The organism is Streptomyces sp. WAC05374, assembly GCF_004353505.1.
Classification (GTDB): Bacteria; Actinomycetota; Actinomycetes; order Streptomycetales; family Streptomycetaceae; genus Streptomyces.
The window spans coordinates 218,960-244,983 of record NZ_SMNQ01000003.1; the positions used below are offsets into that span (position 1 = coordinate 218,960).

Genomic DNA, 26,024 nt, shown 5'->3' on the forward strand with positions numbered 1-26,024 from the left:
GTTACGACAGAACGGCGACCAAATTCGAACGTATATCTTATTAATGGTTCGATCAGCGGGGTGTTCCCCGGCTGACCCGGTGCCAACGGCGCAACAGCCCCTCCGGGACCTCCTCCGCGGTGAGCGCGAACACGAGGTGGTCGCGCCAGGCGCCGTCGATGTGGAGGTAACGGGGACGCAGTCCTTCCTCGCGGAATCCCAGTTTCTCGACGACCCGGCGGCTCGGGGTGTTCTCCGGCCGGATGCAGACCTCGATCCGGTGCAGGCCCACCGTGCGGAAGCAGTGGTCGACGGCGAGCGCCACGGACGTCGGCATGACGCCCCGGCCCGCCACCTCGCGGTCCACCCAGTACCCGACGTGGCCCGAGCACATCGAGCCCCAGGTGATCCCCGCGACGGTGAGCTGGCCGACCAGCCGGCCCTCGTACTCGACCACGAACGGCAGCATCCGCCCCGCGTTCGCCTCGGTGCGCAGATGGCGGACCATCTGACGGTAGGTGGGGCGCTGGGTGAGGGGGATGCCCGGCGCGGGCGGCGGGATCGTCGCCTCCCAGGGGCGCAGCCAGTCCCGGTTGCGGCGGTTGACCTCGCGCCAGTCCCGCTGGTCGCGCAGCTTTATCGGCCGCAGGACGACGGCGCCGTCCGCCAGCGTCACGGGCCAGGCCGGGTTCATGACGGTCTGGGGTGGTCGCCGCCGCGGAGCTGGTCGACCGCGTGGACCAGGAGGCGCTCCAGGACGGCGAGCCCGTCGCGGACGCCACCTGTGGAGCCGGGCAGGTTGACGATCAGGGTGCGGCCGGCGACCCCGGCCAGGCCCCGGGACAGCGCCGCGGTGGGCACCTTCTCGCGGCCGTACGCGCGGATGGCCTCCGGGATGCCGGGGACCTCGTGGTCCAGGACCCGGCGGGTGACGTCGGGGGTGCGGTCGGTGGGCGAGATGCCGGTGCCGCCGGTGGTCAGGATGACGTCGTACGCGGCCTCCACCCCGGCGCGCAGCGCCGCCTCGACCGGGTCGCCGTCCGGGACGACCTGGGGCCCGTCGACGGCGAAGCCCAGGCGGGCCAGCCCGTCGGCGAGGACGGGGCCGCCCTTGTCCTCGTACACCCCGGCCGAGGCCCGGTTGGAGGCGGTGACGACGAGCGCGCGGTACGGGCGGTCAGCGGCGGGCGCCTGATGCGCGCCGGGGGCGTGCGCGGAGGGGGCGTCCTCCGGCTCCGGGGCGTGCGGCGTGGCGGCGCGCTCCGGTTCATGAGCGTGCGCGCCGGTGACGTTCCCGGCCCGGGGCGTCACACCCGCTCCCCTTCCGCCTCGGTGCGCCGGTAGTGACCGGACTTCCCGCCGGTCTTCTCCTCCACCCGTACGTCGGTGATGACGGCCGCCTTGTCGACGGCCTTGATCATGTCGACGACCGTGAGCGCGGCCACCGACACGGCCGTGAGGGCCTCCATCTCGACCCCCGTGCGGTCGGTGGTCTTCACCGTGGCGGCGATCTCGACCGCGTCGTCCGCGACCGACAGGTCGAGCTTCACGCCGGAGACGGCGAGCGGGTGGCACAGCGGAATGAGGTCGGGGGTGCGCTTGGCGCCCATGATGCCGGCGATCCGGGCGGTGGCGAGGGCGTCGCCCTTGGGCACGCCCTCGCCGCGCAGCAGCTCGATCACCCGGGGCGAGACGAGGACCCGGCCGGTGGCGCGGGCGGTGCGGGCGGTGACGTCCTTCTCGGAGACGTCGACCATGCGGGCCGCCCCCGACTCGTCGATGTGCGTCAGGCTGCCTTGCGTACTCACTGCTGAACTCCGCCTCGCGTGTTCCGGCGCCGATTGCCCCGCACGGCCATTGTCGCGCCGCCGGGGGCCGGGGGTGGTCCCCCGGGAAGGCACAGCGGCAGACACGGTACCGCCACGGCCCCCCGCTCAGCCGATGAGGACCACGTCCAGTTCGCCGCCCGGCTCCACCGCGGTGGTGTCCTCGGGGACGACGAGCAGGGCGTCCGCGTGCGCCAGGGCGGCGATCAGGTGGGACCCCGCACCGCCCACGGGGGTGACCGTCCCGGCCTCCGCGTCGTACCTGCCGCGCAGGAACTGGCGCTTGCCGGCCGGCGAGGACAGCGGCTTGTCGGCGGCCAGGACGGCACGCACGCGGGGCCGCTGGGTGTCCGGAACGTCCTTCAGGCCCATCAGGGCGCGGATCGCCGGCCGGACGAACAGCTCGAAGGAGACGTAGGAGGAAACCGGGTTGCCGGGGAGGGCCAGCAGCGGGGTGTGGTCGGGGCCGATGGAGCCGAAGCCCTGCGGCTTGCCCGGCTGCATGGCGAGCTTGCGGAAGTCGATGCCGCTGCCCGGCTCGTCCTCGTCGCCCACCGAGGACAGGGCCTCCTTGACGACGTCGTACGCCCCGACGCTCACCCCGCCGGTGGTGACCAGCAGGTCGGCGCGGATGAGCTGGTCCTCGATGGCGGCGCGCAGCGTGGTGGCGTCGTCGGTGACGGCGCCGACGCGGTAGGCGATGGCCCCCGCGTCCCGCGCCGCGGCGGCCAGCGCGAAGCTGTTGGAGTCGTAGATCCGCCCGGCGCCCAGGTCCTCGCCGGGCTGGACCAGCTCGCTGCCGGTGGAGATCACGACCACGCGCGGGCGGGGACGCACCCGCACGGTGCCGCGTCCGATGGCGGCGAGCAGTCCGATCTGCGGCGGGCCGAGGACGGTGCCGGCCTCCAGGGCCAGGTCGCCGGCCTGGACGTCGCTGCCACGCGCGCGTACGTGGGCGCGGGCCTCGGCCGGGCGGTGGACGCGGACCTCGCCGGTGGCGCCCTCGGGCGCGGCGCTCGCGGCCCGCATCCCGGTGGCGGGCGCGCCGCCGGTGCCGCCGTCGGTCCACTCGACCGGAACGACGGCCTCGGCGCCGGGCGGCAGCGGAGCGCCGGTCATGATGCGGGCGGCCTGGCCGGGGCCGACGGTGGGCAGCCCCTCGCTGCCCGCCGCCACGTCGCCGATGACCGTGAGCACCGCCGGGAATTCCTCGGTGGCGCCGGTGACGTCGGCGACCCGTACCGCGTACCCGTCCATGGAGCTGTTGTCGAAGGGCGGCAGGGCGACGGGCACCATGACGTCCTCGACCAGGACACAGCCCTGGGCGTCGGGCAGCGGCAGCTCGATCGGGTCGAGCGGGTGGACAGCCTGGAGGATGTCCTCCAGGTGCTCGTCCACCGACCAGGTCGTCCTCACAGTGCTTGCATCTCCTCGGTGACGTAACCGCGCAGCCAGGTCCGGAAGTCCGGTCCCAGATCCTCACGTTCGCACGCGAGTCTGACAATGGCCCGCAGGTAGTCGCCGCGGTCGCCGGTGTCATAGCGGCGGCCCTTGAAGACGACGCCGTGCACCGGGCCGCCCGCCGACTCGTCGGCGGCGAGCTTCTGGAGGGCGTCGGTGAGCTGGATCTCGCCGCCGCGGCCCGGCTCGGTCTGCCGCAGTATCCCGAAGACGGCGGGGTCGAGGACGTACCGGCCGATGATGGCGTAGTTGCTGGGCGCCTCGGACGCGTCGGGCTTCTCGACCAGGTTGGTCACCTTGACGACGTCGGCGTCCCCGGTGGGCTCGACCGCCGCGCAGCCGTAGAGGTGGATCTGGGACGGCTCGACCTCCATCAGCGCGACGACGCTGCCGCCCTCGCGCTCCTGGATCTCGACCATGCGGGACAGCAGGGGGTCGCGCGGGTCGATCAGGTCGTCGCCGAGGAGGACGGCGAAGGGCTCGTCGCCCACGTGCGGGGCGGCGCACAGGACGGCGTGGCCGAGGCCGCGCGGGTCGCCCTGGCGGACGTAGTGCATGGTGGCCAGGTCGCTGGACTCCTGGACCTTGGCGAGGCGTTCCTGGTCGCCCTTCTTGATGAGGGCCTCTTCGAGCTCGTAGTTGCGGTCGAAGTGGTCCTCGAGCGGCCGCTTGTTGCGGCCTGTGATCATCAGCACGTCGGAGAGCCCGGCCCCCACGGCCTCCTCGACCACGTACTGGATGGCGGGCTTGTCGACCACAGGCAGCATCTCTTTGGGAGTGGCTTTCGTGGCCGGCAGGAACCTGGTGCCGAGGCCGGCGGCGGGGATGACAGCCTTGCTGATCCTGGGGTGCGACTGAGTCATGCGGAGCACCATATCTGTTCGGTAAGGGACGGAAGATTAGCTTCCGTTTAACTTCGTTCGCCTATAGCCACATACGAGAGGTTTGCGAGGCCATCTTGATCGGCGACATGTCCGAAAAGGCCGTTCTGCGGCGCCAACTGCTCGCCGCTCGTGCCCTTCTGAGCAAGGAGGACGTCCAGAACGCCGCCGCGGTTCTCGCGGAGGGCGCCCTGAATCTTCCCGAGCTCCGGCGGGCCCGGACGGTCGCCGCCTACGTCTCGGTCGGCAGCGAGCCCGGCACCCGCGCCCTGCTCGACGCGCTGCGCGAGCGGGGCGTGCGCGTCCTGCTGCCGGTCCTGCTGGAGGACAACGACCTGGACTGGGCGGCCTACGAGGGCGCCGAGCGGCTCGTACGGGCCCGGCGCGGCCTTCTGGAGCCCGCGGGGCCCCGGCTGGGCCCCGAGGCCGTCCTGGAGGCCGGCACGGTCCTCCTGCCCGGCCTGGCGGTGGACGCGCGGGGGATGCGCCTGGGACGGGGAGGCGGCTCGTACGACCGCGTCCTCGCCCGGATCGCCCGGGGCGGCCACGACCCCGCCCTGGTGGTGCTGCTCTACGCGAACGAGGTGGTCGAGCGGGTCCCGGAGGAACCGCACGACCACCCCGTGCACGCGGTGGTGACCCCGGAGGTCACCCTCCGCTTCAGGGCCTGAGGGCCGTCACGCCCCGTCCCGCACGCCGTGTCCCTACGGCGTGAGGACGAGCGTGTCCTCGGTCCTGGCGTCGACCGCCTGCTTGCCGTACGCCCAGTCGATCAGCTCGCCCTTGGCCCACTTGTCCGTTTGGTCGGTGTAGTGCGAGCTGTAGGCGTGCCCCGAGGCGCCGGTCAGGTTGATCCAGCGGGACTTGTCCCAGTCGCCCACGTTCACCACCATCCGCATCGAGGGCACCCAGACGACGCCGTACCCGCCGGCCGCGTTCCAGCCGGTGGCGTTGACCGCCGCCTCGCCGCCGGACAGGTTCCACGGGCCCCGGTTGAGCAGGAACTGGACGGCGCCCGGCCCCTCGGTACCGAGGGTCTGGTTCTTCAGGGTGAGCTGGTGCAGCCGGCCCCAGCTCCAGCTATTGACGTCCTTGCCGAGCTTGGCGGTCAGCTCCCAGCGGGCGTCCACCATGGCGCGCTTGAGCAGCTCGTCCCGGGTGTCCGTGCCGGCGCGGTACGTGCGGTTGGGGGCGGACGCCCACCACTCGTTCTTCTCGTCCTTCAGGATGCGGCGGACCACCTCGTACCAGCGGTCGCCGCCGTCCGGCTGGGCCGACTCCGCGTCCCGCTGCCCGCACTCCCGGACCAGCCGGTTCTGCTCGTCCACGGGTCCGGTGGAGTCGGCCGGGCGGACGTTGAGGCACTCGCCCTTGACCCGCAGCTCCTTGGGCAGCTTGTTGCCGAAGGCCAGCTTGAGGACGTGCCGCCACACGCCGTTGAAGTAGGCGGCCGCCCCGGAGTCCGCGTCCTGGGTGTAGTCCCAGCCCTCGAGGAGCTTCTGCGCCTCACGGACGTGCGGGTCCGAGATGTCGATCTTCAGCAGGTAGGGCGTCAGCAGCTTGGCGATCTCGCTGCTGTTGTCCATCTGCATGGTGCGCATGTCCTCGGTCGAGACCTTGGCCCCGTCCTTGGTCTTGGACTCGATGAGGTCGTTGATGCGCTGGCTGCGCGAGCCGTAGCCCCAGTCCTCGGTCAGGGCGTAGGGGTACTTCTCCGCGTCGATGACGGCCTGGTTCGCGGTCACGATGTAGCCGCGCTCCGGGTTCTCCTCGTAGGGCAGCTCGTCGAACGGGACGAACTTCTTCTTCCAGGTGTACTTCGGGTCCCAGCCCGGCGCCGGCATGGTGCCGTCGTGGCCCTTCTGGCGGACCGGGATCTTGCCGGGGGCCTGGTAGCCGATGGTGCCCTCGGCGCCCTTGGCGTCGGCGTAGATCAGGTTCTGGGAGGGCACCTCGAAGTCGCGGGCGGCCTCACGGAACTGCTTGAAGTCGGTGGCGCGGTTCAGCTTGAACACGGCGTCCATGGACTTGCCCGGGTCCAGGGCGGTCCAGCGCAGCGCCACCGCGTAGCCGTCGCCGCGGTCCGGCGCCAGGTTGTCGACGGGAGCCTCGTCGCCGACCTTCTCCAGCTCGTTGCTGCGGTCGGAGACCAGGGGGCCGTTGTTCGTCGTGCGGACGGTGATTTTCCTGGGCTCGCCGCCGGCGATCTTGATGATCTCTTCGCGGGTGACGAAGGGCCGCTCCTTGCCGGCGAACAGGTAGCCGCTGTCGGTGACCTTCTCCAGGTACAGGTCGCTGACGTCCGCGCCCAGGTTGGTGAAGCCCCAGGCGATGTCCTGGTTGTGCCCGATTATCACGCCGGGCATCCCGGCGAAGGTGTAGCCGGCCACGTCGTAACGGCACTTGTCCGACACCGAGCGGCAGTGCAGGCCCATCTGGTACCAGAGCGAGGGGAGCTGGGGCGCCAGGTGCGGGTCGTTGGCGAGCAGCGGCTTGCCGGTGGTCGTGTACTTGCCCGAGACGACCCATGAGTTGGAGCCGATGCCGTTGCCGTTGGGGCCGAGCAGGGCGGGGATCTTCTCCAGGGAGGCGGACAGCGCGGAGAGCTGGGACTGGAGGCCCTGCGTGGCGCCCTGAGGGCTGCCCTGGGCGCCGTCCGAGCCGCCCGTGCCGGTGCCGGTACCCGTCCCCGAGCCCGTGTCCGTACCCGCGTCCAGGCCGCTGCCCGTCCCGGCGTCCTCGCTGCCGCCCTCGGCGGAGGGGTCGAACTTCCCGGTGGCCCCGTCGACGCCGCCCTTGTCGACGATCGGGCGGTGCAGGTCGTACGGGTACGGCGGGTAGAGGTCCTGGATCTGCTTCTCGCTGAGCCTGGTGGTCATCAGCGAACGGTCGATCTCCTCCTGCATGTTGCCGCGCAGGTCCCAGGCCATGGCCTTGAGCCAGGCCACCGAGTCGACCGGCGTCCACGGCTCGATGGAGTAGTCGTTGCTGAAGGCCAGGGCGGCGTACTCGACCGAGATGTCACGCCCCTCCTTGCCCTTCAGGTAGGCGTTGACGCCGTCCGCGTACGCCTGGAGGTTCTTCTTGGTGTCGGGCGACAGGAGCTTGTCGTACTCCTCCTGTGCCACCCGGTGCCAGCCCAGGGTGCGCAGGAACGCGTCCGTGTCGACCTGTTCCCGGCCGAACATCTCCGACAGCCGCCCGGCCGTCATGTGGCGGCGGACGTCCATCTCCCAGAACCGGTCCTGGGCCTGGACGTAGCCCTGGGCGCGGAACAGGTCCTCCTCGGTGGAGGCGTAGATCTGCGGGACGCCGTAGTCGTCCCGTTTGACGTCGACCGGGCCGGACAGCCCGTCGAGCTTCAAGGTGCCGGTGGTCTGCGGGAACGGGGCGCGCACGGTGCTGACGGTCCAGTAGGCGCCGTAACCGAGGCCCGCGACCAGCGCCAGCACCAGGGCGATCACGAGCAGACGGGCGCGTCGCCCCTTCTTCTTGGTGGAAGCGGCGGTGGTGTTGGCGGGCATCGCTGTCCTTCGAGGCGCAGGCTGGTCCTGGAGTGCTGGAGCAACCATAGGCGCAGCGCCCGCCCGGCCCGGACGCGGTGTCAGTAAGGAGGGCTTTCCCGGGGACCCGGCAGGGGCGCCGCCCACCCCGGCCTGGCGTCAAGGACGCGTTAATGATTAGGTAAAGTAACGAAGTACCGCAGCTCGGAACGATGCGTCACGCATGCGAGGAAAGGGTCGGCCCACTGACTGTCCACCAGCTCAACGAACTCCTGCTCGTCTGCTCGCTCGTCCTGCTCGTCGCCGTCGCGGCGGTGCGGATCTCCTCGCGCAGCGGGCTCCCCAGCCTGCTCCTCTACCTGGGGATCGGCGTCGCCATCGGCCAGGACGGGATCGGCAACGTCCAGTTCGACAACGCCGAACTGACCCAAGTGATCGGCTATGCCGCGCTTGTGGTGATCCTGGCCGAGGGCGGCCTGGGAACGAAGTGGAAGGAGATCAAACCCGCGTTGCCCATGGCGGCCGTCCTGTCGACCGCCGGCGTCGCGGTGAGCGTGGGCATCACGGCCGCGGCCGCGCACTACTGGGTGGGCCTGGAGTGGCGGCAGGCACTGATCATCGGCGCGGTCGTCTCCTCCACGGACGCCGCCGCCGTCTTCTCCGTCCTGCGCAAGGTGCCCCTGCCGTCCCGGGTGACCGGCACCCTGGAGGCCGAGTCCGGCTTCAACGACGCCCCCGTCGTGATCCTGGTGGTGGCCTTCTCCACGGCCGGCCCGGTCGAGAGCTGGTACATGCTGCTGGGCACCATCGCCCTGGAGCTGGCCATCGGCGCGGCCATCGGACTGGCGGTGGGCTTCCTCGGCGCCTTCGGGCTGCGCCACGTCGCCCTGCCCGCCTCCGGCCTCTACCCGATCGCCGTGATGGCCATCGCGGTGGTCGCCTACGCGGCCGGCGCCATGGCGCACGGCAGCGGCTTCCTCGCGGTCTACCTGGCCTCCGTGGTGCTCGGCAACGCCAAGCTGCCGCACGCGCCCGCCAACCGGGGCTTCGCGGAGGGCCTGGGCTGGCTCGCCCAGATCGGCATGTTCGTCCTGCTCGGCCTGCTGGTGACCCCGCACGAGCTGGTCGACGACTTCTGGCCGGCGGTCCTGGTCGGGCTGGTGCTGACGGCGGTCGCGCGGCCGCTGTCCGTCTTCATGAGCCTGCTGCCCTTCCGCGTCCCGTGGCAGGAGCAGGCCCTGATGTCCTGGGCCGGCCTGCGCGGCGCGGTGCCCATCATCCTGGCGACCATCCCCATGGTCTCGGGAATCGAGGGCAGCGAGAAGGTCTTCAACATCGTCTTCGTGCTGGTCGTGGTCTACACCCTGGTACAGGGCCCGACCCTGCCCTGGCTGGCCAGGGCGCTGCGGCTGGGAGACCAGGCCGAGGCCGCCGACCTGGGCGTCGAATCGGCCCCCCTGGAGCGGCTGCGCGGGCACCTGCTGTCGGTGGCCGTCCCGCAGAAGTCCCGGATGCACGGCGTGGAGGTCGCGGAGCTGCGGCTGCCCCCGGGCGCGGCCGTCACCCTCGTCGTACGGGACGGCAAGAGCTTCGTACCGTCGCCGACGACCGTGCTGCGGCACGGCGACGAGCTGCTGGTGGTCGCCACGGACCCGGTCCGGGACGCCGCCGAGCGGCGGCTGCGGGCCGTGGCCCAGGGCGGCAAGCTGGCCGACTGGCTCGGTACGGGAGGCACCCGCGGCGGCACCTAGGGGCGGGGCCCGGCGGGACAGCCCTCGGTTCCAGGGTGAACATTCGGTTGATCGGAGGTGCCACCTTGCCCGTATCGGCAATTTCACAGGCGCCACGGGCGCTCGCCCCTGTACCATGAAGGCACACTGATCGACCAACTCTGCCTGACGCAGAGCTGGCGCGACCGTATGGCGGCCGTGACACCCCGGTTCAGGGGTCCGGTATCTACCGCAGTTCCGCGCAAGAGGACAGCTCTCGGCGGCTCCCGACACCCAGGGGAGCGCTACCAGGCGGCAGAAAGGCCAAGGGCCGTGCCCTCCGCTGTCAACACAGCCACGGTCGCCACCTCTGACGCTGCCAAGCGTCCTGGATACGGGCAGCTCCTGCGCACCCCGGGAGCATGGACGTTCCTGCTGCCCGGATTCGCGGCGCGGCAGCCCTTCGCGATGCTGACCATCGGCATCGTCCTGCTGGTGCAGCACACCACCGGTTCGTACGGCAGCGCCGGCGCCGTCGCCGCGTTCACCGGCGTCTCGATGGCTCTCTTCGCACCGCAGAGCGGCAAGCTCGCCGACCGCTTCGGCCAGCGCGCCGTGCTGATCCCCGGCGTCCTCGTGCACACCGTGTCGGTGTCGGCCCTGACGGCGCTGGCGCTGGCGGACGCCCCCCTGTGGGCGCTGTTCGTGGCGGCGGTGCCGACCGGCGCCTCCGTGCCACAGGTCGGCCCCATGGTGCGCTCCCGCTGGGCGGCCAAGCTGGAAGGCTCCCCGCTGATGTCGACGGCGGCGGCCTTCGAGTCCGTCACGGACGAGTTCACCTTCGTCGTGGGCCCCGTCCTCGCCACCGCGCTGTGCACCGGCGTCCACCCCGCCGCCGGTCTGATCGCCGAGGCGGCGCTCACCCTGGCCGGCGGCCTGCTCTTCGCCGCCCAGCGCCGTACGCAGCCCGCCCACGGCCTGGCGTCCGCCCACGCGCGCGTGGAGCACACCTCCGCCCTGTCCGTGCCGGGCGTCCGGGTCCTGGCCGTGGCCTTCCTGGGCATCGGCTCCGTCTTCGGCGGCATGCAGGTCTCGCTGACCGCGTTCACCGAGTCGATCGGGCAGCCGGGCATGAACGGCGTGCTGTACGGGCTCTTCGCCGCGGGCAACATGCTGGCCGGTATCGCGGTCGGCGCCATCGCCTGGAAGACCGGCCCCCGGCGCCGCCTGATCCTCGGGTACGCCGGCCTGACCGTGGCCGCCTCGCTGCTGTGGTCCGCGCACTCCGTGGTGCTGCTCGGCGCGCTCGGCCTGATCGTGGGCCTGTGCATCGCCCCCGCGCTGATCACCGGCTACACGCTGGTCGAGACCCTGGTGCCGGCGTCCGCCCGCACCGAGGCCTTCACCTGGCTGACCGGCGCCGTGGCCCTGGGCCAGGCGGCCGCCGTGACGGTGGCCGGACGGCTCGCGGACGGGTACGGCCCGAGCGCCGGTTTCCTGGTCCCGCTGGGCGGTACGGCCCTGGCGCTGGCCACCCTGCTGGCGCTCCGGTCCCGCCTCCTGCCCCGTCCGGCGACCCGGACCGTGGCACGTGGCGTCGGTCACCGCGTGCCGGTGACGGTGGACTGATCCCGCGGAATACGTCAGTATGGACTGTCGTTAGCACTCATCGAGTGAGAGTGCCAGGAGGAAGACAAGTGCCGACCTACCAGTACCAGTGCACCGAGTGCGGCGAGGGCCTCGAGGCGGTGCAGAAGTTCACCGATGACGCTCTGACCGAGTGCCCGAGCTGCCAGGGACGCCTGAAGAAGGTGTTCTCGGCCGTCGGCATTGTCTTCAAGGGCTCGGGCTTCTACCGCAACGACAGCCGTGGCGCGTCGTCGAGCAGCTCCCCGGCCGCGAAGTCGTCCGGCTCGACCGGTTCGACCGGGTCGTCGTCGAGCTCCTCGTCCTCCGGCTCCTCGGACTCCAAGCCCGCCGCGTCGAGCACGGCCAAGAGCTCCAGCTCCGCCGCCTGACGCGCATCCGGTTCTCCCCAGGACCCCGCTGTTCCCACGGCGGGGTCCTGGGCGCATCCGGGCCCCGCTGCTCCCACGGCGGGGTCCTGGGCGCATCCGGGCCCGGCTAGGGTGAGCCGCATGGGGAACGCAGCGAACGCAGCGCAGGCGGGCAACGGCGGCGGCGACACCGGGGTCACGACCGGGCCGGTGGCGGGAGCCGAGGCCGTGGCGGGAGCCGAGGCCGTGGCGGGAGCCGGGGCCGTGGCGGGAGCCGGGGGCGGCCAGCGCGCGGAGATCGGCGTCATCGGCGGTTCCGGCTTCTATTCGTTCCTGAAGGACGTGACGGAGGTCCGGGTGACCACGCCGTACGGCAGCCCGAGCGACTCGCTGTTCTTCGGCGAGCTGGCCGGGCGCCGGGTCGCCTTCCTGCCGCGGCACGGGCGCGGCCACCACCTGCCGCCGCACCGCATCAACTACCGGGCCAACCTGTGGGCGCTGCGCTCGGTCGGCGTACGCCAGGCCCTCGGGCCGTGCGCGGTGGGCGGACTGCGCCCCGAGTACGGGCCGGGCACGCTGCTGGTGCCGGACCAGCTCGTGGACCGGACGAAGACCCGTACGCAGACGTACTTCGACGGGGAGCCGCTGCCGGACGGAACGGTGCCGAACGTCGTGCACACCTCCTTCGCCGACCCCTACTGCCCCGACGGGCGCAAGGTGGCCCTCGCCGCCGCGCACGGGCGCGGCTGGGAGGCGGTCGACGGCGGCACCATGGTCGTCATAGAGGGCCCGCGCTTCTCGACCCGCGCCGAATCGCGGTTCCACGCCGCGATGGGCTGGTCGGTCGTCGGCATGACCGGGCACCCGGAGGCGTACCTCGCCCGGGAGCTGGGACTCTGCTACACGTCCATGGCACTGGTGACCGACCTGGACGCGGGCGCCGAGACCGGTGACGGCGTCTCGCACACCGAGGTGCTGCGGGTGTTCGGCGAGAACGTGGGCCGGCTGCGCGAGGTGCTGTTCGACGCGGTCGCCGCGCTGCCGGAGAACGGCAGCCGCTCCTGCCTGTGCACCCACGCGCACGACGGCTGGGACCTGGGCATCGAACTGCCGTGATCATGGCGGGCGGTCACGCTCGCGGGTGACGGGGTTGTCCACACCGCGGAGGCTGTCCACAGGCGCGAGCGGGATCGGCCGGAACGCGTCACCGTGAGGGGCGTCGGCGGAAAGCCGGCGGAGCGGATGCCCGCTCCCGGTCCCTCACGGCAGGCGGTGGTCGCCATGACGTCTTCTTCGTACCTCTCCGTTCCTCCCGGTCCGCGTCCGGCCGCGCACGTGCCCGCGGTGCCGGAGACGTGTGGGGTGCCTCAGTTCGCGCCCCTGCGGGTGCGCGGCGGGCGGCACCGGCTGCGGCGGGCCGTGCGGCGAAGGCGGCGCGCGATGGCGGCCGGGCTCGCCATGACGGCGGCCGCGCTGGCCGCTTCGGCCTCCGGGTCCCGTGGACCCGGTGAAGCGCAACCGCCGCGGCCCGCCGCCGCGCCGGAACGGGAGCCGCGAGCGGCCGAGCTGGTGTCCGCCCCGGTGCGGATCGCGGACGGCGCGACCGTCCGGCTGCTGCGGCCCGGTGACCTCGTCGACGTGATCGCGTCTCCGGGCTCGCCGTCGGCGGACGGTGACGACGAGGCCCGCGTGGTGGCCAGGGGCGCTCGCGTGGAGAAGGTGCCGCAGTCGGGCGACGAGCCCGCGGACGGGGGCGCGCTCGTGGTGCTCTCCGTCCCGCGCGCCACCGCCACGGCGCTGGCCGGTGCGGGGACGACGTCCCGGCTGGCGGTGACGCTGTGCTGACCCGCCCGGCGCCCGCACGTCGCACGGATTCCCCGCCGGTTCACCTGTCCGTGTGTACGGATTGGACGGTTATGCACGGTGCCGGGCGTAATGGCTGCGCCAACTGCACATGCGACGAAAGGCACCGTGGTGAGCCAGGACAACAATCAGAGTCTGCTGGAGGGCTTCAAGGCCTTCCTCCTGCGCGGCAACGTGATCGACCTGGCGGTCGCGGTGGTGATCGGCGCCGCGTTCACCAACATCGTCAACGCGGTCGTGCGGGGCGTGATCAGCCCGGTCGTCGGTGCCTTTGGTACCAAGAACCTGGAGAGCTACCAGTCCTGCCTGAAGGGCCCGTGCCAGGTGAACGACAACGGGGAGGTCGTCCAGGGCGTCGCGATCCTGTGGGGTTCGGTGCTCAGTGCGACGCTCAGCTTCCTGATCACCGCCGCCGTCGTCTACTTCCTGATGGTGCTGCCCATGGCCAGGTACCTGGCGCGGCGGGCGGCCCTCGAGAAGGAGAAGAAGGGCGTGGAGGAGACCCTGGAGGTCACCGAGCTGGAGGTCCTCAAGGACATCCGCGACGCGCTCGTCGCCCAGCGCGGCGCCCGATAGGTCCGCCGTCTCAGAGGTGGTGCGGCGGCTTCTCGTCGAGGAAGCGCGCGAGGTCCGAGGCGCTGTCGCCGGCCGGAGGCCGCTCGCCCCACCCACGGTCCGTATCGTCCGCCGACTGCTGTGCGAGCGGATCGTCGAAGATCAGCGCCGGTGTCCTCTTCTTGGGACCGGCCGGACCGACAGCCGCGCTCCGTGGGCTGTCCGCGCTGTCCGGACTCTTCGTGTCACTCGGATTCTGCGGGTTGTTCTCTTCCTCCGGCGCCGATTGGCTCTTCGCATCGCGCGGTCCGGGGGTGGGGGCGGTCCTCATACCCCCAGCGTACGCCGCACGCCACGGCCCGGCGGTGGCAGTGGGGACCCACTGGAGGCAGGGCTGATGGCCGCGGGCGGGTGCCGGGTGCCGGGTGCTGGGGGAGGCAGCGGGGCGGGAGGCTCGAAGGCGGCCGACGGTTTCGGTGGGCGGGGCGTCAATTGGGCGCCGGCCGGGGGTTCGGTGGGCGCCGGTCGGGGGTTCGGCGAGCGCGGGGTCATCGGTCGGGGCGGGCGGCTCGGTCGGGGCCGGGGGCCCGGGCGGGGGCGGGGGGGCCGGGGGGGGGGGGGGGGGGGGGGGGGGGGGGGGGCGGGGCGGGGGCGGGGGGGGCGGGGGGGGGGGGGGGGGGGGGGGGGGGGGGGCGGGGGGGGGGGGTGGGGGGGGGGGGGGGTGGGGGGGGGGGGGGGGGGGGGGGGGGGGGGGGGGGGGCGGGGGGGGGGGCGGGGGGGTCGGTCGGACCAGGGTCGCCGGTCGGGGCCGGAAGCTCGTCGGGGCCGGGGTCACCCGTGGGGGCGGGCGGCTCGGTGGGCGCCGGGGGTTCGGTCGGAGCCGGGTCGCCGGTCGGGGCGGGCGGCTCGGTGGGCTCGGGGTCACCTGTGGGGGCGGGCGGCTCGGTGGGCTCGGGGTCACCTGTGGGGGCGGGCGGCTCGGTCGGGGCCGGGTCACCGGTCGGGGCCGGGGGCTCGTCGGGGCCGGGGTCGCCCGTGGGGGCGGGGGGCTGGGTCACGCGGTCACCGTAGGGGGACGCGAGACGATTCGCCCGTTGTGGGGACTTCCGGGGTGACGGCGTCCCGCGAAGGGCGTCCGGCCGGGGCGCCTCTGCTGTCCTGGGGGGATGACCTCCCCTCCCCGTACGCCCCTGCGGCCCCTGGTCTCTCGCAGCCGGGACGAGGCGCACCGTGCCGCCACGCCCCTGGAGCTCTTCTTCGACCTGTGCTTCGTCGTGGCGGTGGCCCAGGCGGGCGTCCAGCTCGTGCACGCCGTCGCGGAGGGGCACGCCGGGGAAGGCATCGCCCGGTACGCGATGGTGTTCTTCGCCATCTGGTGGGCCTGGATGAACTTCTCCTGGTTCGCCTCGGCGTACGACAACGACGACGTCCTGTACCGGGTCGTGACGCTCGTGCAGATCGCGGGGGTCCTGGTCCTGGCCGCCGGGGTGTCCCGGGCGTTCGAGGAGCAGGAGTTCCTCCTGGTGTGGCTCGGCTACCTGGTGATGCGGCTCGGGCTCGCCTCGCAGTGGCTGCGCGCCGCACGGGCCGCGTCCGGCGCGGAGCGCACCATGGCGCTGCGGTACGCGGCCGGCGTGACGCTGTGCCAGGCGGGCTGGACGGCGCTGCTGTTCGTGCCCGAGGAGGCCCTGCCGTACGTGTTCCTGGTGCTGGTGGTCGCCGAGATGGCCGTACCGCCGCTCGCGGAGCGGGACTTCTCCTCGAGCTGGCACGCACAGCACATCGCCGAGCGGTACGGGCTGTTCACCATCATCGTGCTCGGCGAGACGATCGCGGCGGCGACCGTCGCCGTGAAGACGGGCGTGGAGGAGAACGACGCGCTGGACGAGCTGCTGCCGATCGCGGGCGGCGGGCTGCTGCTGATCTTCGCCGCGTGGTGGATCTACTTCATCGTCCCCGTCCACCGCCGGCTGCTGTCCAACCGGCAGGCGTTCCTGTGGGGATACGGCCATTACGTGATCCAGGCGTCGGCGGCGGCGATCGGCGCGGGGATCGAGGTCGCGGTCGAGCAGGCGGTCGGCAAGGCGCACCTGTCGGCGACGGCGGCGGCGGCCGCGGTGACCCTGCCGGCGGCACTGTTCCTGCTGGTGGTGTGGGGCTTGCACTCGCGGTACTTCAAGTCGGGCATCGCCCAGCAACTGGTGCTGCCGTGCGCGGCGCTCGCCATCCTGGTGTGCACCTTCGCGGGGCGGTGGGGCGTCCTGGCGGCGGGGCTGGTCGCGGCGGCGGCCGTCGCGGTCGGAGTCACCCTCACGGCCCGTATGGAGCGTGGTACGCAAGGAGGATGAATGACGCACTGACGGACGTGGCGGGTCTGCGGGTCGGCCACGCGCGCGTACCGGGGGACAAGGCACTCAGCGGCACGACGGTGGTCCTGGCGCCCGAGGGCGGGGCGGTCGCGGCCGTGGACGTGCGGGGCGGGGGCCCCGGCACGCGGGAGACGGACGCGCTGGACCCGCGCAACCTGGTCCAGCGCATCGAGGCGGTGGTCCTGACGGGCGGCAGCGCCTACGGGCTGGAGGCGGCGGCGGGGGTGATGGCCTGGCTGGAGGAGCGGGGGCGGGGCGTGCGCGTCGGGCCCGACCCGTCGCAGGTGGTGCCGGTCGTTCCGGCGGCGTGCGTGTTCGACCTGGGCCGGGGCGGCGACTGGAAGGCGCGCCCGGACGCCTCGACGGGGCGTGCGGCGGTGGAGGCGGCGGACGCCACGGTCCTGGGCGCCCCCGTGGAGTGCGGGTCGGTCGGAGCCGGGACCGGGGCGGTGATCGGCGGGATGAAGGGTGGGGTCGGCACGGCCGCCACGGTTCTGGCGTCCGGGATCACCGTCGGCGCGCTCGTCGTGGCCAACGCGGTCGGTTCGGCGGTCGATCCGCTGACGGGGGTGCTGTACGGGGCGTACGGCGACGGTCCGGTGACCCAGCCCGGGGCCGAGACGCACGCGGCGGCGGCGCGGCAACTGGCCGAGGCGCTGGAGCGCAACGACTGGCCGCCGCTGAACACCACGCTCGCCGTCGTCGGCACGGACGCGGACCTGACCCGGGCCCAGGCGCAGAAGCTCGCGGGGACGGCGCACGACGGCATCGCGCGCGCCGTGCGGCCGGTGCACCTCCTCAACGACGGCGACACGGTCTTCGCCCTCGCCACGGGCGGGCGCCCCCTGCCCGACACGCATGGCCCGCTGGCGCTGAACGAGGTGCTGGCGGCCGGTGCCACCGTGGTGACCAGGGCGATCGTGCGGGCCGTGCTGGCCGCCGGTTCGGTGTCGGGGCCGGGCGGCGACTTCCCGTCGTACCGCGATCTGTACCGCCTCGACCGAGGCGTCCGGGACCGGAGTTGAGGGGGGCGCGCGGGAACTCGGCTTGCGCGCCCCTCGTTTTGTGGAAGCCGACCGCGTTGTCAGACCCAGGCACTACCTTAAGCAAGCATCGAGTGACACACGGCGACGGCCTGGAGACCCCTCTTGAACGTTCCGAACGACGACGAGACGACCGAGATGCACGTCGAGCGCCTCCTGGGGCGGGCGCTCAACTCCTTCGACCTGCCCGACGCGCTGGTCACGCGGCTGGACTCGGCGCTGGCCCACGCCAGTTCGCTGCACTCGTCGCACCACAGCGCGGCGCTCCACCGGACGACGTACCGGCATACGTACCTGCTGGCGGACGGCTCCTCGCTGACGCTGTGGGAGCTGGTGCACAACACCGGGCGGGACGGCCACGAGCAGCACGAGCTGTACGTGGACGAGACCGACGTACGGCTCGCCGCGTCCCGCCTGCCGGCCGGCTTCACCGAGCCGGAGGACGACCCGGCCGTGGACCTCGACGCGGACCTGGAGTGGCTGGGCACGCTGCTGGCCCGGCCGCCCGTCCCGGCCTCGCCGATGTACGTGCCGGACGACTCGGCGGACCACGCCCGCCGGGTGCTGCGCCGCGCGGAGAACGAGGACCGGCCGGGCGAGGCGGTGGCGGCGCGGCTGAGGGGCGCGTTCGCGCACCACATCAAGCAGGTCTTCGGCCGGCAGTGCAGCGTGGCGGGGAAGGACGCCGGGTTCACGCTGTACGAGCACGCGTTCCTGCTGCTGGACGGCAGTGAGATGAGCGTCTGGGAGGTGGAGCACACGGCGACGCCGGACGGCCGGCACATGTGCGAGGTGTACGAGGACGAGCACACCGCGCGCGACGCCATGGAGCGCCGCGCGCGGGTGCGGGGCCGGGTGCGCTGACGGGTTCCGGTTCCCGGGGCTCAGGCGGCGACGGTGACCTTCTCGTGGGTCTCCCCCGGCTCGTCCGCCACCGCCGCGGGGCCGGACGCCTTGCGGGCGTGGCCCTTGAGAAGGACGACGAGCGTGGCACTCACCAGGGTGCCGAGGGCGATCGCGACCAGGTAGAGGGCCGGGTTGCCGATCAGGGGCACCACGAAGACGCCACCGTGCGGGGCGCGCAGGGTGCACTCGAAGAGCATGGACAGGGCGCCGGTGACCGCGCCGCCCACCATCGCCGACGGGATGACGCGCAGCGGGTCGGCGGCGGCGAAGGGGATCGCGCCCTCGGTGATGAACGAGGCGCCGAGCACCCAGGCGGCCTTGCCGTTCTCCCGCTCGGCCCGGGTGAACAGCTTGCCGCGCACCACCGTGGCCAGGGCCATCGCCAGCGGCGGCACCATGCCGGCGGCCATCACGGCGGCCATCACCTTCAGCGAGCCCTCGTTGGGGCTGGCGAGGCCGCCGATCGCGAACGCGTAGGCGACCTTGTTGAGCGGGCCGCCCAGGTCGAAGCACATCATCAGGCCGAGGATCATGCCCAGGACGACCGCGTTGGCGCCGGAGAGGCCGGACAGCCAGTCGGTCAGCGCGCTCTGGAGCGACGCGATGGGCTTGCCGATCACCAGGAACATCAGGAAGCCGACGATCAGCGACGAGACGAGGGGGATGACGACCACGGGCATGATGCCGCGCAGCACGCCGGGCACCCTGACCCGCTGGATCACCCGCACCACCCCGCCCGCGACCAGACCGGCGGCCAGCCCTCCGAGGAACCCGGCGTCGATGGTGAGCGCGACGGCGCCGCCGACGAAGCCGGGGACCAGCCCGGGGCGGTCGGCCATGCCGTACGCGATGTATCCGGCGAGGACCGGGATCAGGAAGCTGAACGCCAGGCCGCCGATCTGGAACAGCAGCGCGGCCCAACTGTCGGCCTGGCCCCAGGCGAAGTGCTCGGCGACGGACGGGGCCTTGTCGATGGTGTAGCCGCCGATGGCGAAGCCGAGGGCGATGAGGAGACCGCCGGCGGCGACGAAGGGCACCATGTAACTGACGCCCGACATCAGCCACTTGCGGAGCTTGGTGCCGTACCCCTCGCCGGGCTCGCCCGCGCTCTCCACGGGCGTGGCACGATCGGTCCCCGCCGCCGCCGGGGCGGTGACCTCGCCCCGCTCGGCCTTGGCGCGGACGTCGGCGATCAGTTCGGCGGCCCGGTTGATGCCCGCTTTGACGCCGACGTCGACGGTGGGCTTGCCGGCGAAGCGTTCCTTCTCCCGGACGGGGACGTCGTGCGCGAGGATCACGCCGTCGGCGGCGGCGATCACGGCCGGGTCGAGCCGGGTGAACCCCGCGGAGCCCTGCGTCTCGACGGCCACCTCGACCCCGGCGTCCCGCCCGGCGCTCTCCAGGGACTCGGCGGCCATGTAGGTGTGCGCGATCCCGGTGGGGCACGACGTCACGGCCACGACACGGAACGGCGCCGGCGCGTTCACCCCGCCGGTGGCTTCGCCCGCTCCCCCGATGGACGGCCCCGCACCGCCTCCGCCGGTGGTGACCCGCGCCTCCGGCGGCTCCCCACCGGAGGGGGTGTCCGCCTCCGCGGCGCCGGCCGGGGCCTCCGCCTGGGCGGCCGCCTCGGCGGCCGGGGGCGGGGCGTCGCCCCGGACGAGGGCCGCCGCCCCCGCCGCGGAGGCCGTCGTGCGCAGCGCCGAGGTGAAGTCGGGGTCCATCAGGCGGCGGGCCAGGGACGACAGGATCGTCAGGTGGGCGTCGTCCGCGCCCGCCGGTGCGGCGATCAGGAAGATCAGGTCCGCCGGCCCGTCCGGGGCGCCGAAGTCGATGCCGGGGCCCGAGCGGCCGAAGGCGAGCGTGGGTTCGGTGACGTGCGCGCTGCGGCAGTGCGGGATGCCGATGCCGCCGTCCAGGCCGGTCGGCATCTGCGCCTCGCGAGCCGCGACGTCGGCGAGGAAGCCGTCCAGGTCGGTGACCCGGCCCAGCCGCACCATCCGCTCGGCGAGCGAACGGGCCGCCGCTTCCTTCGTGTGCGCGGCCAGGTCGAGATCGACCAGGTCCGCGGTGATCATGTCGCTCATCGCGGGCTCCCTTGCTCGCTCAGCTCTCGGTCGAGGGGTACGTCGGCGGTCACCGTGACCGCCGAGGGGTCCAGGTCGGACGGTGTCGGCATCACGCTGCCCGGCAGCCGCACGGCCGCCGCGCCGTGCGCCACCGCCGCCGCGAGCGCCTCCGGCCCTTCGCCGCCCGCGGCGAGGAAGCCCGCCAGGGAGGCGTCGCCCGCACCGACGTTGCTGCGTACGGCGTCGACGGCGGCGTACCCGTAGAAGGCGCCGGCGTCGGAGACGAGCAGTTGTCCGTCGGCGCCGAGGCTGGCCAGCACGGCACCGGCGCCCGCCTCGCGCAGCTCCTCCGCCGCCTTGGCGGCGTCGCCCACCGTGGCCAGGGGGCGGCCGACCGCTTCGGCGAGCTCCTCGGCGTTGGGCTTGATCACGTCGGGGCGGGCGCGCAGCGCGGCCAGCAGCGAGGGGCCGGAGGTGTCCAGGGCGATGCGGGAGCCGTAGCCGTGTGCGCGGGTGACGAGGTCGGCGTACCACTCCGGGCCGAGGCCGGGCGGCAGGCTGCCGCAGCAGGCGACCCAGTCGGCGGCGGGCGAGAACGCGCCGACCGCCGCGAGGATCGCCTCGGACTCGCCGGGGGTCAGCCGGGGCCCCGGGGCGTTGATCTTGGTGAGCGTGCCGTCCGGTTCGGCGACCGCGATGTTGGACCGGGTGTGGCCCTTCAGCGGGACGGGCGCGACCTCGATGCCCTCGTCGGCCAGCAGTTCGGCGACGAGCGCGCCGGGCGCGCCGCCCAGCGGCACGACGGCGACGGTGCGGCGCCCGGCGGCGGCCACGGCGCGGGAGACGTTGACGCCCTTGCCGCCCGGGTCCACGCGCTCGCCGGTGGCGCGCAGCACCTCGCCGCGCTCCAGGGCGGGGACTTCGTAGGTCCGGTCCAGGGACGGGTTGGGGGTGACGGTGAGGATCATGCGCGTACGACGTCCGTTCCGGCCGCCTCGATGGCCGCCGCGTCTTCGGGTGCGAGCCCGGTGTCCGTGATGAGCAGGTCCACGTCGGTGAGGTCGCCGAAGCGGGCGAAGTGATCGGCGCCGTGCTTGGCCGAGTCGGCGAGCAGCACGACCCGGCGGGCGGCGGCGACCATGGCGCGCTTCACGGCGGCCTCGGCGAGGTCGGGGGTGGTGAGTCCGTGGGCGGCGGAGAACCCGTTCGCGCCGAGCAGGAGGACGTCGGCGCGGACCTGTCCGTACGCCTCCAGCGCCCATGCGTCGACCGCCGCGCGGGTACGGTGCCGGACGCGGCCGCCGACCAGGTGGAGGGCGATGCCGGGGTGGTCGGCCAGCCGGAAGGCGGCGGGCAGGGCGTGGGTGACGACCGTGAGGGTGCACTCCTGGGGCAGTCCGGCGGCCACCCGGGCCACGGTGGAGCCGGCGTCGAGGATGACGCTGCCGTCCTCGGGCAGTTCGGCGAGGGCGGCGCGCGCGATGCGGTCCTTCTCGTCCGCGGCGGTGGACTCGCGCTCGGCCAGGTCGGGTTCGAAGTCGAGCCGGCCGGCCGGGATGGCGCCGCCGTGCACCCGGCGGACGAGCCCGGCGCGGTCCAGCGCCTTGAGGTCACGCCGGATCGTCTCGGCCGTCACCTGGAACTGCTCGGCGAGGGAGAGCACGTCGACCCGGCCGCCCTCGCGGGCGAGGCGCAGGATCAGTTGGTGGCGCTCCGGTGCGTACATGTGGATTTACGTCCGATCGATGCCCGACTTTGTGGTTTCACCAGCAGCGTACGTCCGCTTTTCGGCGAAGTAAACACATCCGGGCAAACGGAAGGCCCGACTCCAGGGATCGCCCACCGATCCCGGAGCCGGGCCGCACGCCCTCCGTCAGGCCGCGCCTCAGCGCGTGAGCACCGTTCGGCGCCTCAGCGCGTGAGCGCCGGGTCCGACGCCTTGGAAGACGCCTGCGAAGGCACCTCGGAAGACGTCTCGGAGGACGTCTCGGAAGACGTCTCGGAAGACGTCTCGGAAGACGTCTCGGAAGACGTCTCGGAAGACGTCTCGGAAGACACCTCGGCAGGCATCCCCGCAGGCACGGCCTCGCCCGGCGCCTCCGCCGACGCCCCGCCGGCCGCGCCGGCACCCTCCAGGTGCTGCTTGGGGCGCCCCGGCAGCGCGAACATCACGGCGAAGATGACCGCGAGCACCGCCACGACCCACCACAGCGCTCCCTGGAACGCCTCCGCGAAGGCGGAGCCGACCTCGGCGGGCGCGAGGCGCTCCTCGTCGATCGCCCCGAAGAAGACGACCGAGACCAGGCCGAGGCCCAGCGCGGTGCCCATCTGCCCCGTCGTGTTGATCAGCCCGGACGCCGAACCGGCGTGCTCGCGCGGTACGTCCGAGAGCACCGCGTCCGTCAGCGGCGCCACGATCAGGCCCATGCCGAGGCCCATCACGATCAGCGGCGCGGCCATCTGCCAGGGCGCGATCCCGGTCCCGTACCGCCCGGCCTCCCAGATGTAGAACAGCACCCCGGCGGCCATGGTCAGCGCACCGGCCTGGAGCACCTTCCGCCCGAAGCGCGGCACCAGCTTCTGCACGGACACCCCGGCCGCGACGGACACGGCGAGCGAGAACGGCACACCGGTCAGACCGGCCTTCAGCGGGCTCCAGCCCAGCCCGATCTGCATGTACAGCGTCCAGACCAGGAAGAAGACGCCCATGACGACGCCGAAGGTGAGCTGGACCGCGATGCCGGCCGCGAAGCTCTTGACCCGGAACAGCGACAGCTCGACCAGCGGGGAGCCGTCCTTGCGCGCCTTGTGCCTCTCGTACGCCACGAAGGCGGCGAACACCAGCAGGCTTCCCGCCATGCAGAGGTGGCCCCACAGCGGCCAGCCCAGCTCACGCCCGCGCGTCAGCGGGTAGATCAGCATGAGCAGCGCGAGTGTGACCAGCGCGACGCCGACCAGGTCCAGCCGCAGCGCCCTCTCGGCACGCGACTCGGTGATGAACTTCCGGCCCAGGATCAGCCCGGCGATGCCGACCGGCAGGTTGATCAGGAAGATCGGCCGCCACTCCAGCCCGAACAGGTTCCACTGGGTCAGCAGCGCGCCCAGCAGCGGCCCCGACACGGCCCCCAGCCCCACGACCGCACCGAACATCCCGAAGACCTTCCCGCGCTCGTGCGGCGGGAACGTGACATGGACGATCGCCAGCACCTGCGGCACCATCATCGCGGCCATCGCGCCCTGCAGCAGCCGGGAGGCGACCAGCATTTCGGGGCTCGCGGCGAAACCGCACAGGGCCGAGGCCACGGTGAAGCCGGCCATGCCGACGAGGAAGAGCCGCTTGCGGCCGTAGATGTCGCCCAGGCGGCCGCCGGTGATCAGACCGGCCGCGAACGCCAGCGCGTAGCCGGCGGTGATCCACTGGATCGCGCCGAACGACGCCGACAGGTCCCGCTCGATGCTCGGGATCGCGATGTTGACGATGGTGACGTCGACGAGGTCCATGAAGGCGGCCGTCATGACGATGGCGAGGGCCAGCCATCGCCGCCGGTCGGCCGCTGGTGCGGTGGTGGGCACGGTGGGAGTAGGGGTGGAGGAGGTCATGCCGCACAGCTCATCAGGCATATAGGCCAGCTTGTGTCCTACTGGGCGAGCATCCTGGAGGGCATGACGGACACTCCGGCACGACTGTTGAATCTGCTGTCGCTGCTCCAGACGCCGCGCGAGTGGCCGGGCAGCGAGCTGGCCGAACGGCTCCGCGTCAGTCCCCGTACGATCCGCCGCGACATCGACCGGCTGCGCGACCTGGGGTACCCGGTCGAGGCCTCCCGGGGCGCGATCGGCGGGTACCGGCTGGTCGCGGGCGCCGCGATGCCGCCGCTGCTGCTGGACGACGAGGAGGCGGTCGCGATCGCCGTCGGGCTGCGCGCCGGGGCGGGGCACGCCATCGAGGGCGTGGAGGAGGCGGCCGTACGGGCGCTGGCCAAGCTGGAGCAGGTGCTGCCGTCGCGGCTGCGGCATCGGGTGGCCACCCTCCAGAACGCGACCATTCCGCTCACGCGCGGCGACGGGGCGACGGTCACGCCCGCGACCCTGACGACCCTCGCGGCCGCGGTCACCGCCCACGAGCGCCTGCGGTTCGGCTACCGCGCGGGGGACGGTACGCAGACGAAGCGGCAGGTGGAGCCGTACCGCCTGGTGTCGACGGGCCACCGCTGGTACCTGGTGGCGTACGACCTCACGCGCGAGGACTGGCGCACCTTCCGGGTCGACCGCGTCGCCGACCCCTTCGCCACGGGCGCCCGTTTCACGCCGCGCGAACTGCCGCCGGGGGGCGCGGCGCGGCTGCTGTCGCACTCCACGTCCGGGAGGCAGGCGGAACTGGACGTGGACGTCACCTTCGAGGCTCCGGCGGAGTTCGTCACCGCCCGCCTGCCCGCGCACCTCGTGCCGTCGCCCACGGGCCCGGACACCTGCCGGCTGAGCGCCCGGTCGGCGGACTCGGTGGAGTGGCTGGCGCTGCGGCTGGCGCTGGTGGACTGCGAGTTCACCGTCCATGGCCCGGACGCACTGGCGTCGTACGTGTCCGCCCTGGCCGCCCGCCTGACACGCGCGGCGCCGGCCCAGGGGTGAGGCGCGGCCGGGCGCGCATGGCCCGCCGCGGCAGGAGGCCCGGAAGCCGGGCGCCCCGAACCGGGGCGGGGCACGGCGGGAAACCTAAGCGGCTGTGCACCGCCCGACGCCGTGCACCGCCCGGGGCCGGGCGGCCCCGGCGCGGATCAGGCCGCCGCGTCGAAGCCCGTGTCGCGGGCCATGCGCTTCAGCTCCAGCAGCGCGTGCTTCTCGATCTGGCGGATGCGCTCGCGCGTCAGGCCGTGCTCCTTGCCGACCTCCGTCAGCGTCCGCTCGCGGCCGTCCTCGATGCCGTACCGCATGCGGATGATCGACGCCGTGCGGTTGTCCAGCTTGCCGATCAGGTCGTCCAGTTCCTCGCTGCGCAGCAGCGTCAGCACCGACTGCTCGGGCGACACGGCCGAGGTGTCCTCCAGGAGGTCGCCGAACTGGGTCTCGCCCGCGTCGTCCACCGACATGTTCAGCGAGACCGGGTCGCGCGCCCAGTCCAGGACGTCGATGACCCGGTCCGCGTTGGAGCCGAGCTCGGCGGCGACCTCGGCGGGCTCCGGGTCGCGGCCGTGCTCGCGGTTGAACTCCCGCTGCACGCGCCGGATGCGGCCCAGCTCCTCCACCAGGTGCACGGGGAGGCGGATGGTGCGCGACTGGTCGGCGATCGACCGCGTGATGGCCTGCCGGATCCACCAGGTCGCGTACGTGGAGAACTTGAAGCCCTTGGTGTAGTCGAACTTCTCCACCGCCCGTACCAGGCCCGCGTTGCCCTCCTGGATCAGGTCGAGCAGGGGCAGCCCGCTGCGCGGGTATCGCCGGGCCACCGCGACGACCAGCCGGAGGTTCGACCGGATGAAGACGTCCTTGGCACGCTCGCCCTCGGCGACCAGGCGCTCCAGCTCCTCGGGGGACGCGCCCGCGGCGGCGCCGCCCTTCTCGGGCTCGGTCTCGCCGTCCAGGATCTGCTGGGCGTACACACCCGCCTCGATGGTCTGGGACAGCTCGACCTCCTTGGCGGCGTCGAGCAGGGGCGTGCGCGCGATCTCGTCGAGGTACATGCCGACCAGGTCGCGGTCGGCGATCTCCCCGCCCACGGCGCGAACGCTGCTTGCCCGGTCGGTGGTCCCACCGGAGGCGGACTGACGACGGGCGACGGCACGGGTTGCCATGCGAGCTCCCTTGCTGAGTAGGTCGCGACACCCTCCCGGGTGCCCTGCATCCGACGGAAACAACGACTGGAATC

Annotated in this window: 23 protein-coding genes; 11 read left to right on the top strand and 12 right to left on the bottom strand. The window is 73.1% G+C overall.

The features are described from left to right. Positions 1–52: 52 nt before the first annotated feature. The 5 genes from E2B92_RS08605 to galU all read right to left on the bottom strand — a co-directional run bounded on the left by E2B92_RS08605 (position 53) and on the right by galU (position 4,129). Positions 53–673 (bottom strand): GNAT family N-acetyltransferase, encoded by a 621-nt coding sequence (locus E2B92_RS08605; RefSeq protein ID WP_185923707.1) that lies wholly within the window; start codon positions 671–673, stop codon positions 53–55. Then, positions 670–1,290 (bottom strand): MogA/MoaB family molybdenum cofactor biosynthesis protein, encoded by a 621-nt coding sequence (locus E2B92_RS08610; protein WP_235023736.1) that lies wholly within the window; start codon positions 1,288–1,290, stop codon positions 670–672. Before E2B92_RS08610 ends, E2B92_RS08605 begins: the two co-directional genes overlap by 4 nt. Next, positions 1,287–1,787: a cyclic pyranopterin monophosphate synthase MoaC gene (moaC, locus tag E2B92_RS08615; protein WP_126888012.1), complete on the bottom strand. Its 501-nt coding sequence runs from the start codon at positions 1,785–1,787 to the stop codon at positions 1,287–1,289. Before moaC ends, E2B92_RS08610 begins: the two co-directional genes overlap by 4 nt. Positions 1,788–1,913: 126 nt before the next feature. Beyond that, positions 1,914–3,221, bottom strand: a complete 1,308-nt coding sequence (gene glp, locus E2B92_RS08620) for a molybdotransferase-like divisome protein Glp (RefSeq protein WP_126888011.1) — start codon at positions 3,219–3,221, stop codon at positions 1,914–1,916. After that, positions 3,218–4,129, bottom strand: a complete 912-nt coding sequence (gene galU, locus E2B92_RS08625; protein WP_126888010.1) for a UTP--glucose-1-phosphate uridylyltransferase GalU — start codon at positions 4,127–4,129, stop codon at positions 3,218–3,220. The genes glp and galU overlap by 4 nt, the downstream gene beginning before the upstream one ends. Before the next feature lie 107 nt (positions 4,130–4,236). On the opposite strand from galU, the gene E2B92_RS08630 reads away from it, so the two are divergent. Next, positions 4,237–4,818 carry a 5-formyltetrahydrofolate cyclo-ligase gene (locus E2B92_RS08630; protein ID WP_126888009.1) on the top strand — a complete coding sequence of 194 codons (582 nt, stop codon included), beginning with the start codon at positions 4,237–4,239 and terminating at the stop codon, positions 4,816–4,818. Positions 4,819–4,851: 33 nt separating this feature from the next. Here the strand turns inward: E2B92_RS08630 and E2B92_RS08635 are convergent, their stop codons facing one another. Continuing rightward, entirely contained in the window at positions 4,852–7,671 is a 2,820-nt protein-coding gene (locus tag E2B92_RS08635) for a penicillin acylase family protein (protein ID WP_126888008.1), read from the bottom strand. A gap of 191 nt (positions 7,672–7,862) precedes the next feature. On the opposite strand from E2B92_RS08635, the gene E2B92_RS08640 reads away from it, so the two are divergent. From E2B92_RS08640 to E2B92_RS08665, 6 genes are all read left to right on the top strand, one after another. Next, complete coding sequence (locus E2B92_RS08640; protein WP_126888007.1) at positions 7,863–9,401, top strand: potassium/proton antiporter; 1,539 nt, start codon at positions 7,863–7,865, stop codon at positions 9,399–9,401. Positions 9,402–9,692: 291 nt separating this feature from the next. Continuing rightward, a complete protein-coding gene (locus E2B92_RS08645; RefSeq protein WP_235023737.1) occupies positions 9,693–10,988 on the top strand; it encodes an MFS transporter in 1,296 nt (431 codons plus the stop codon). Positions 10,989–11,056: 68 nt separating this feature from the next. Continuing rightward, the gene (locus tag E2B92_RS08650) at positions 11,057–11,377 is read left to right on the top strand and encodes an FmdB family zinc ribbon protein (RefSeq protein WP_126888005.1); all 321 of its coding nucleotides are present in this window, start codon (positions 11,057–11,059) and stop codon (positions 11,375–11,377) included. 120 nt (positions 11,378–11,497) lie between these two features. Further along, positions 11,498–12,472 carry an S-methyl-5'-thioadenosine phosphorylase gene (locus tag E2B92_RS08655; protein WP_126888004.1) on the top strand — a complete coding sequence of 325 codons (975 nt, stop codon included), beginning with the start codon at positions 11,498–11,500 and terminating at the stop codon, positions 12,470–12,472. Positions 12,473–12,637: 165 nt separating this feature from the next. Continuing rightward, positions 12,638–13,201: an RcpC/CpaB family pilus assembly protein gene (locus tag E2B92_RS08660; protein ID WP_160159739.1), complete on the top strand. Its 564-nt coding sequence runs from the start codon at positions 12,638–12,640 to the stop codon at positions 13,199–13,201. A 90-nt stretch (positions 13,202–13,291) separates the two neighbouring features. Next, positions 13,292–13,795 carry a large conductance mechanosensitive channel protein MscL gene (locus E2B92_RS08665; protein WP_126888003.1) on the top strand — a complete coding sequence of 168 codons (504 nt, stop codon included), beginning with the start codon at positions 13,292–13,294 and terminating at the stop codon, positions 13,793–13,795. A gap of 10 nt (positions 13,796–13,805) precedes the next feature. On the opposite strand, the gene E2B92_RS32930 is transcribed toward E2B92_RS08665, so the two are convergent. Further along, positions 13,806–14,105: a hypothetical protein gene (locus E2B92_RS32930; protein ID WP_126888002.1), complete on the bottom strand. Its 300-nt coding sequence runs from the start codon at positions 14,103–14,105 to the stop codon at positions 13,806–13,808. A gap of 835 nt (positions 14,106–14,940) precedes the next feature. Here E2B92_RS32930 and E2B92_RS08675 point away from each other — a divergent pair. The 3 genes from E2B92_RS08675 (at position 14,941) to E2B92_RS08685 (ending at position 18,050) form a co-directional block, all read left to right on the top strand. Further along, complete coding sequence (locus tag E2B92_RS08675; RefSeq protein WP_126889608.1) at positions 14,941–16,122, top strand: low temperature requirement protein A; 1,182 nt, start codon at positions 14,941–14,943, stop codon at positions 16,120–16,122. Continuing rightward, positions 16,119–17,168 (top strand): P1 family peptidase, encoded by a 1,050-nt coding sequence (locus E2B92_RS08680; RefSeq protein ID WP_133087453.1) that lies wholly within the window; start codon positions 16,119–16,121, stop codon positions 17,166–17,168. The genes E2B92_RS08675 and E2B92_RS08680 overlap by 4 nt, the downstream gene beginning before the upstream one ends. A 156-nt stretch (positions 17,169–17,324) precedes the next feature. After that, entirely contained in the window at positions 17,325–18,050 is a 726-nt protein-coding gene (locus E2B92_RS08685; RefSeq protein ID WP_126888801.1) for a DUF6227 family protein, read from the top strand. Between the two features lie 20 nt (positions 18,051–18,070). Here E2B92_RS08685 and E2B92_RS08690 read toward each other — a convergent pair whose 3' ends face one another. From E2B92_RS08690 to E2B92_RS08705, 4 genes are all read right to left on the bottom strand, one after another. Then, positions 18,071–20,179, bottom strand: coding sequence for a PTS fructose transporter subunit IIABC (locus E2B92_RS08690; protein WP_126888796.1), 2,109 nt, complete (start codon positions 20,177–20,179; stop codon positions 18,071–18,073). After that, positions 20,176–21,129, bottom strand: coding sequence for a 1-phosphofructokinase (gene pfkB / locus E2B92_RS08695; protein WP_126888797.1), 954 nt, complete (start codon positions 21,127–21,129; stop codon positions 20,176–20,178). Before pfkB ends, E2B92_RS08690 begins: the two co-directional genes overlap by 4 nt. Next, on the bottom strand, positions 21,126–21,887 hold the full coding sequence (locus E2B92_RS08700; protein WP_126888798.1) for a DeoR/GlpR family DNA-binding transcription regulator: 762 nt from the start codon (positions 21,885–21,887) through the stop codon (positions 21,126–21,128). The genes pfkB and E2B92_RS08700 overlap by 4 nt, the downstream gene beginning before the upstream one ends. Positions 21,888–22,072: 185 nt before the next feature. Then, positions 22,073–23,761: an MFS transporter gene (locus E2B92_RS08705; RefSeq protein ID WP_235023763.1), complete on the bottom strand. Its 1,689-nt coding sequence runs from the start codon at positions 23,759–23,761 to the stop codon at positions 22,073–22,075. A 63-nt stretch (positions 23,762–23,824) separates the two neighbouring features. Between E2B92_RS08705 and E2B92_RS08710 the strand changes: the two genes are divergently transcribed. After that, positions 23,825–24,790: a helix-turn-helix transcriptional regulator gene (locus E2B92_RS08710; RefSeq protein ID WP_126888799.1), complete on the top strand. Its 966-nt coding sequence runs from the start codon at positions 23,825–23,827 to the stop codon at positions 24,788–24,790. Between the two features lie 146 nt (positions 24,791–24,936). Here the strand turns inward: E2B92_RS08710 and E2B92_RS08715 are convergent, their stop codons facing one another. After that, the gene (locus E2B92_RS08715) at positions 24,937–25,950 is read right to left on the bottom strand and encodes a sigma-70 family RNA polymerase sigma factor (protein WP_126888800.1); all 1,014 of its coding nucleotides are present in this window, start codon (positions 25,948–25,950) and stop codon (positions 24,937–24,939) included. Between the last annotated feature and the right edge of the window lie 74 nt (positions 25,951–26,024).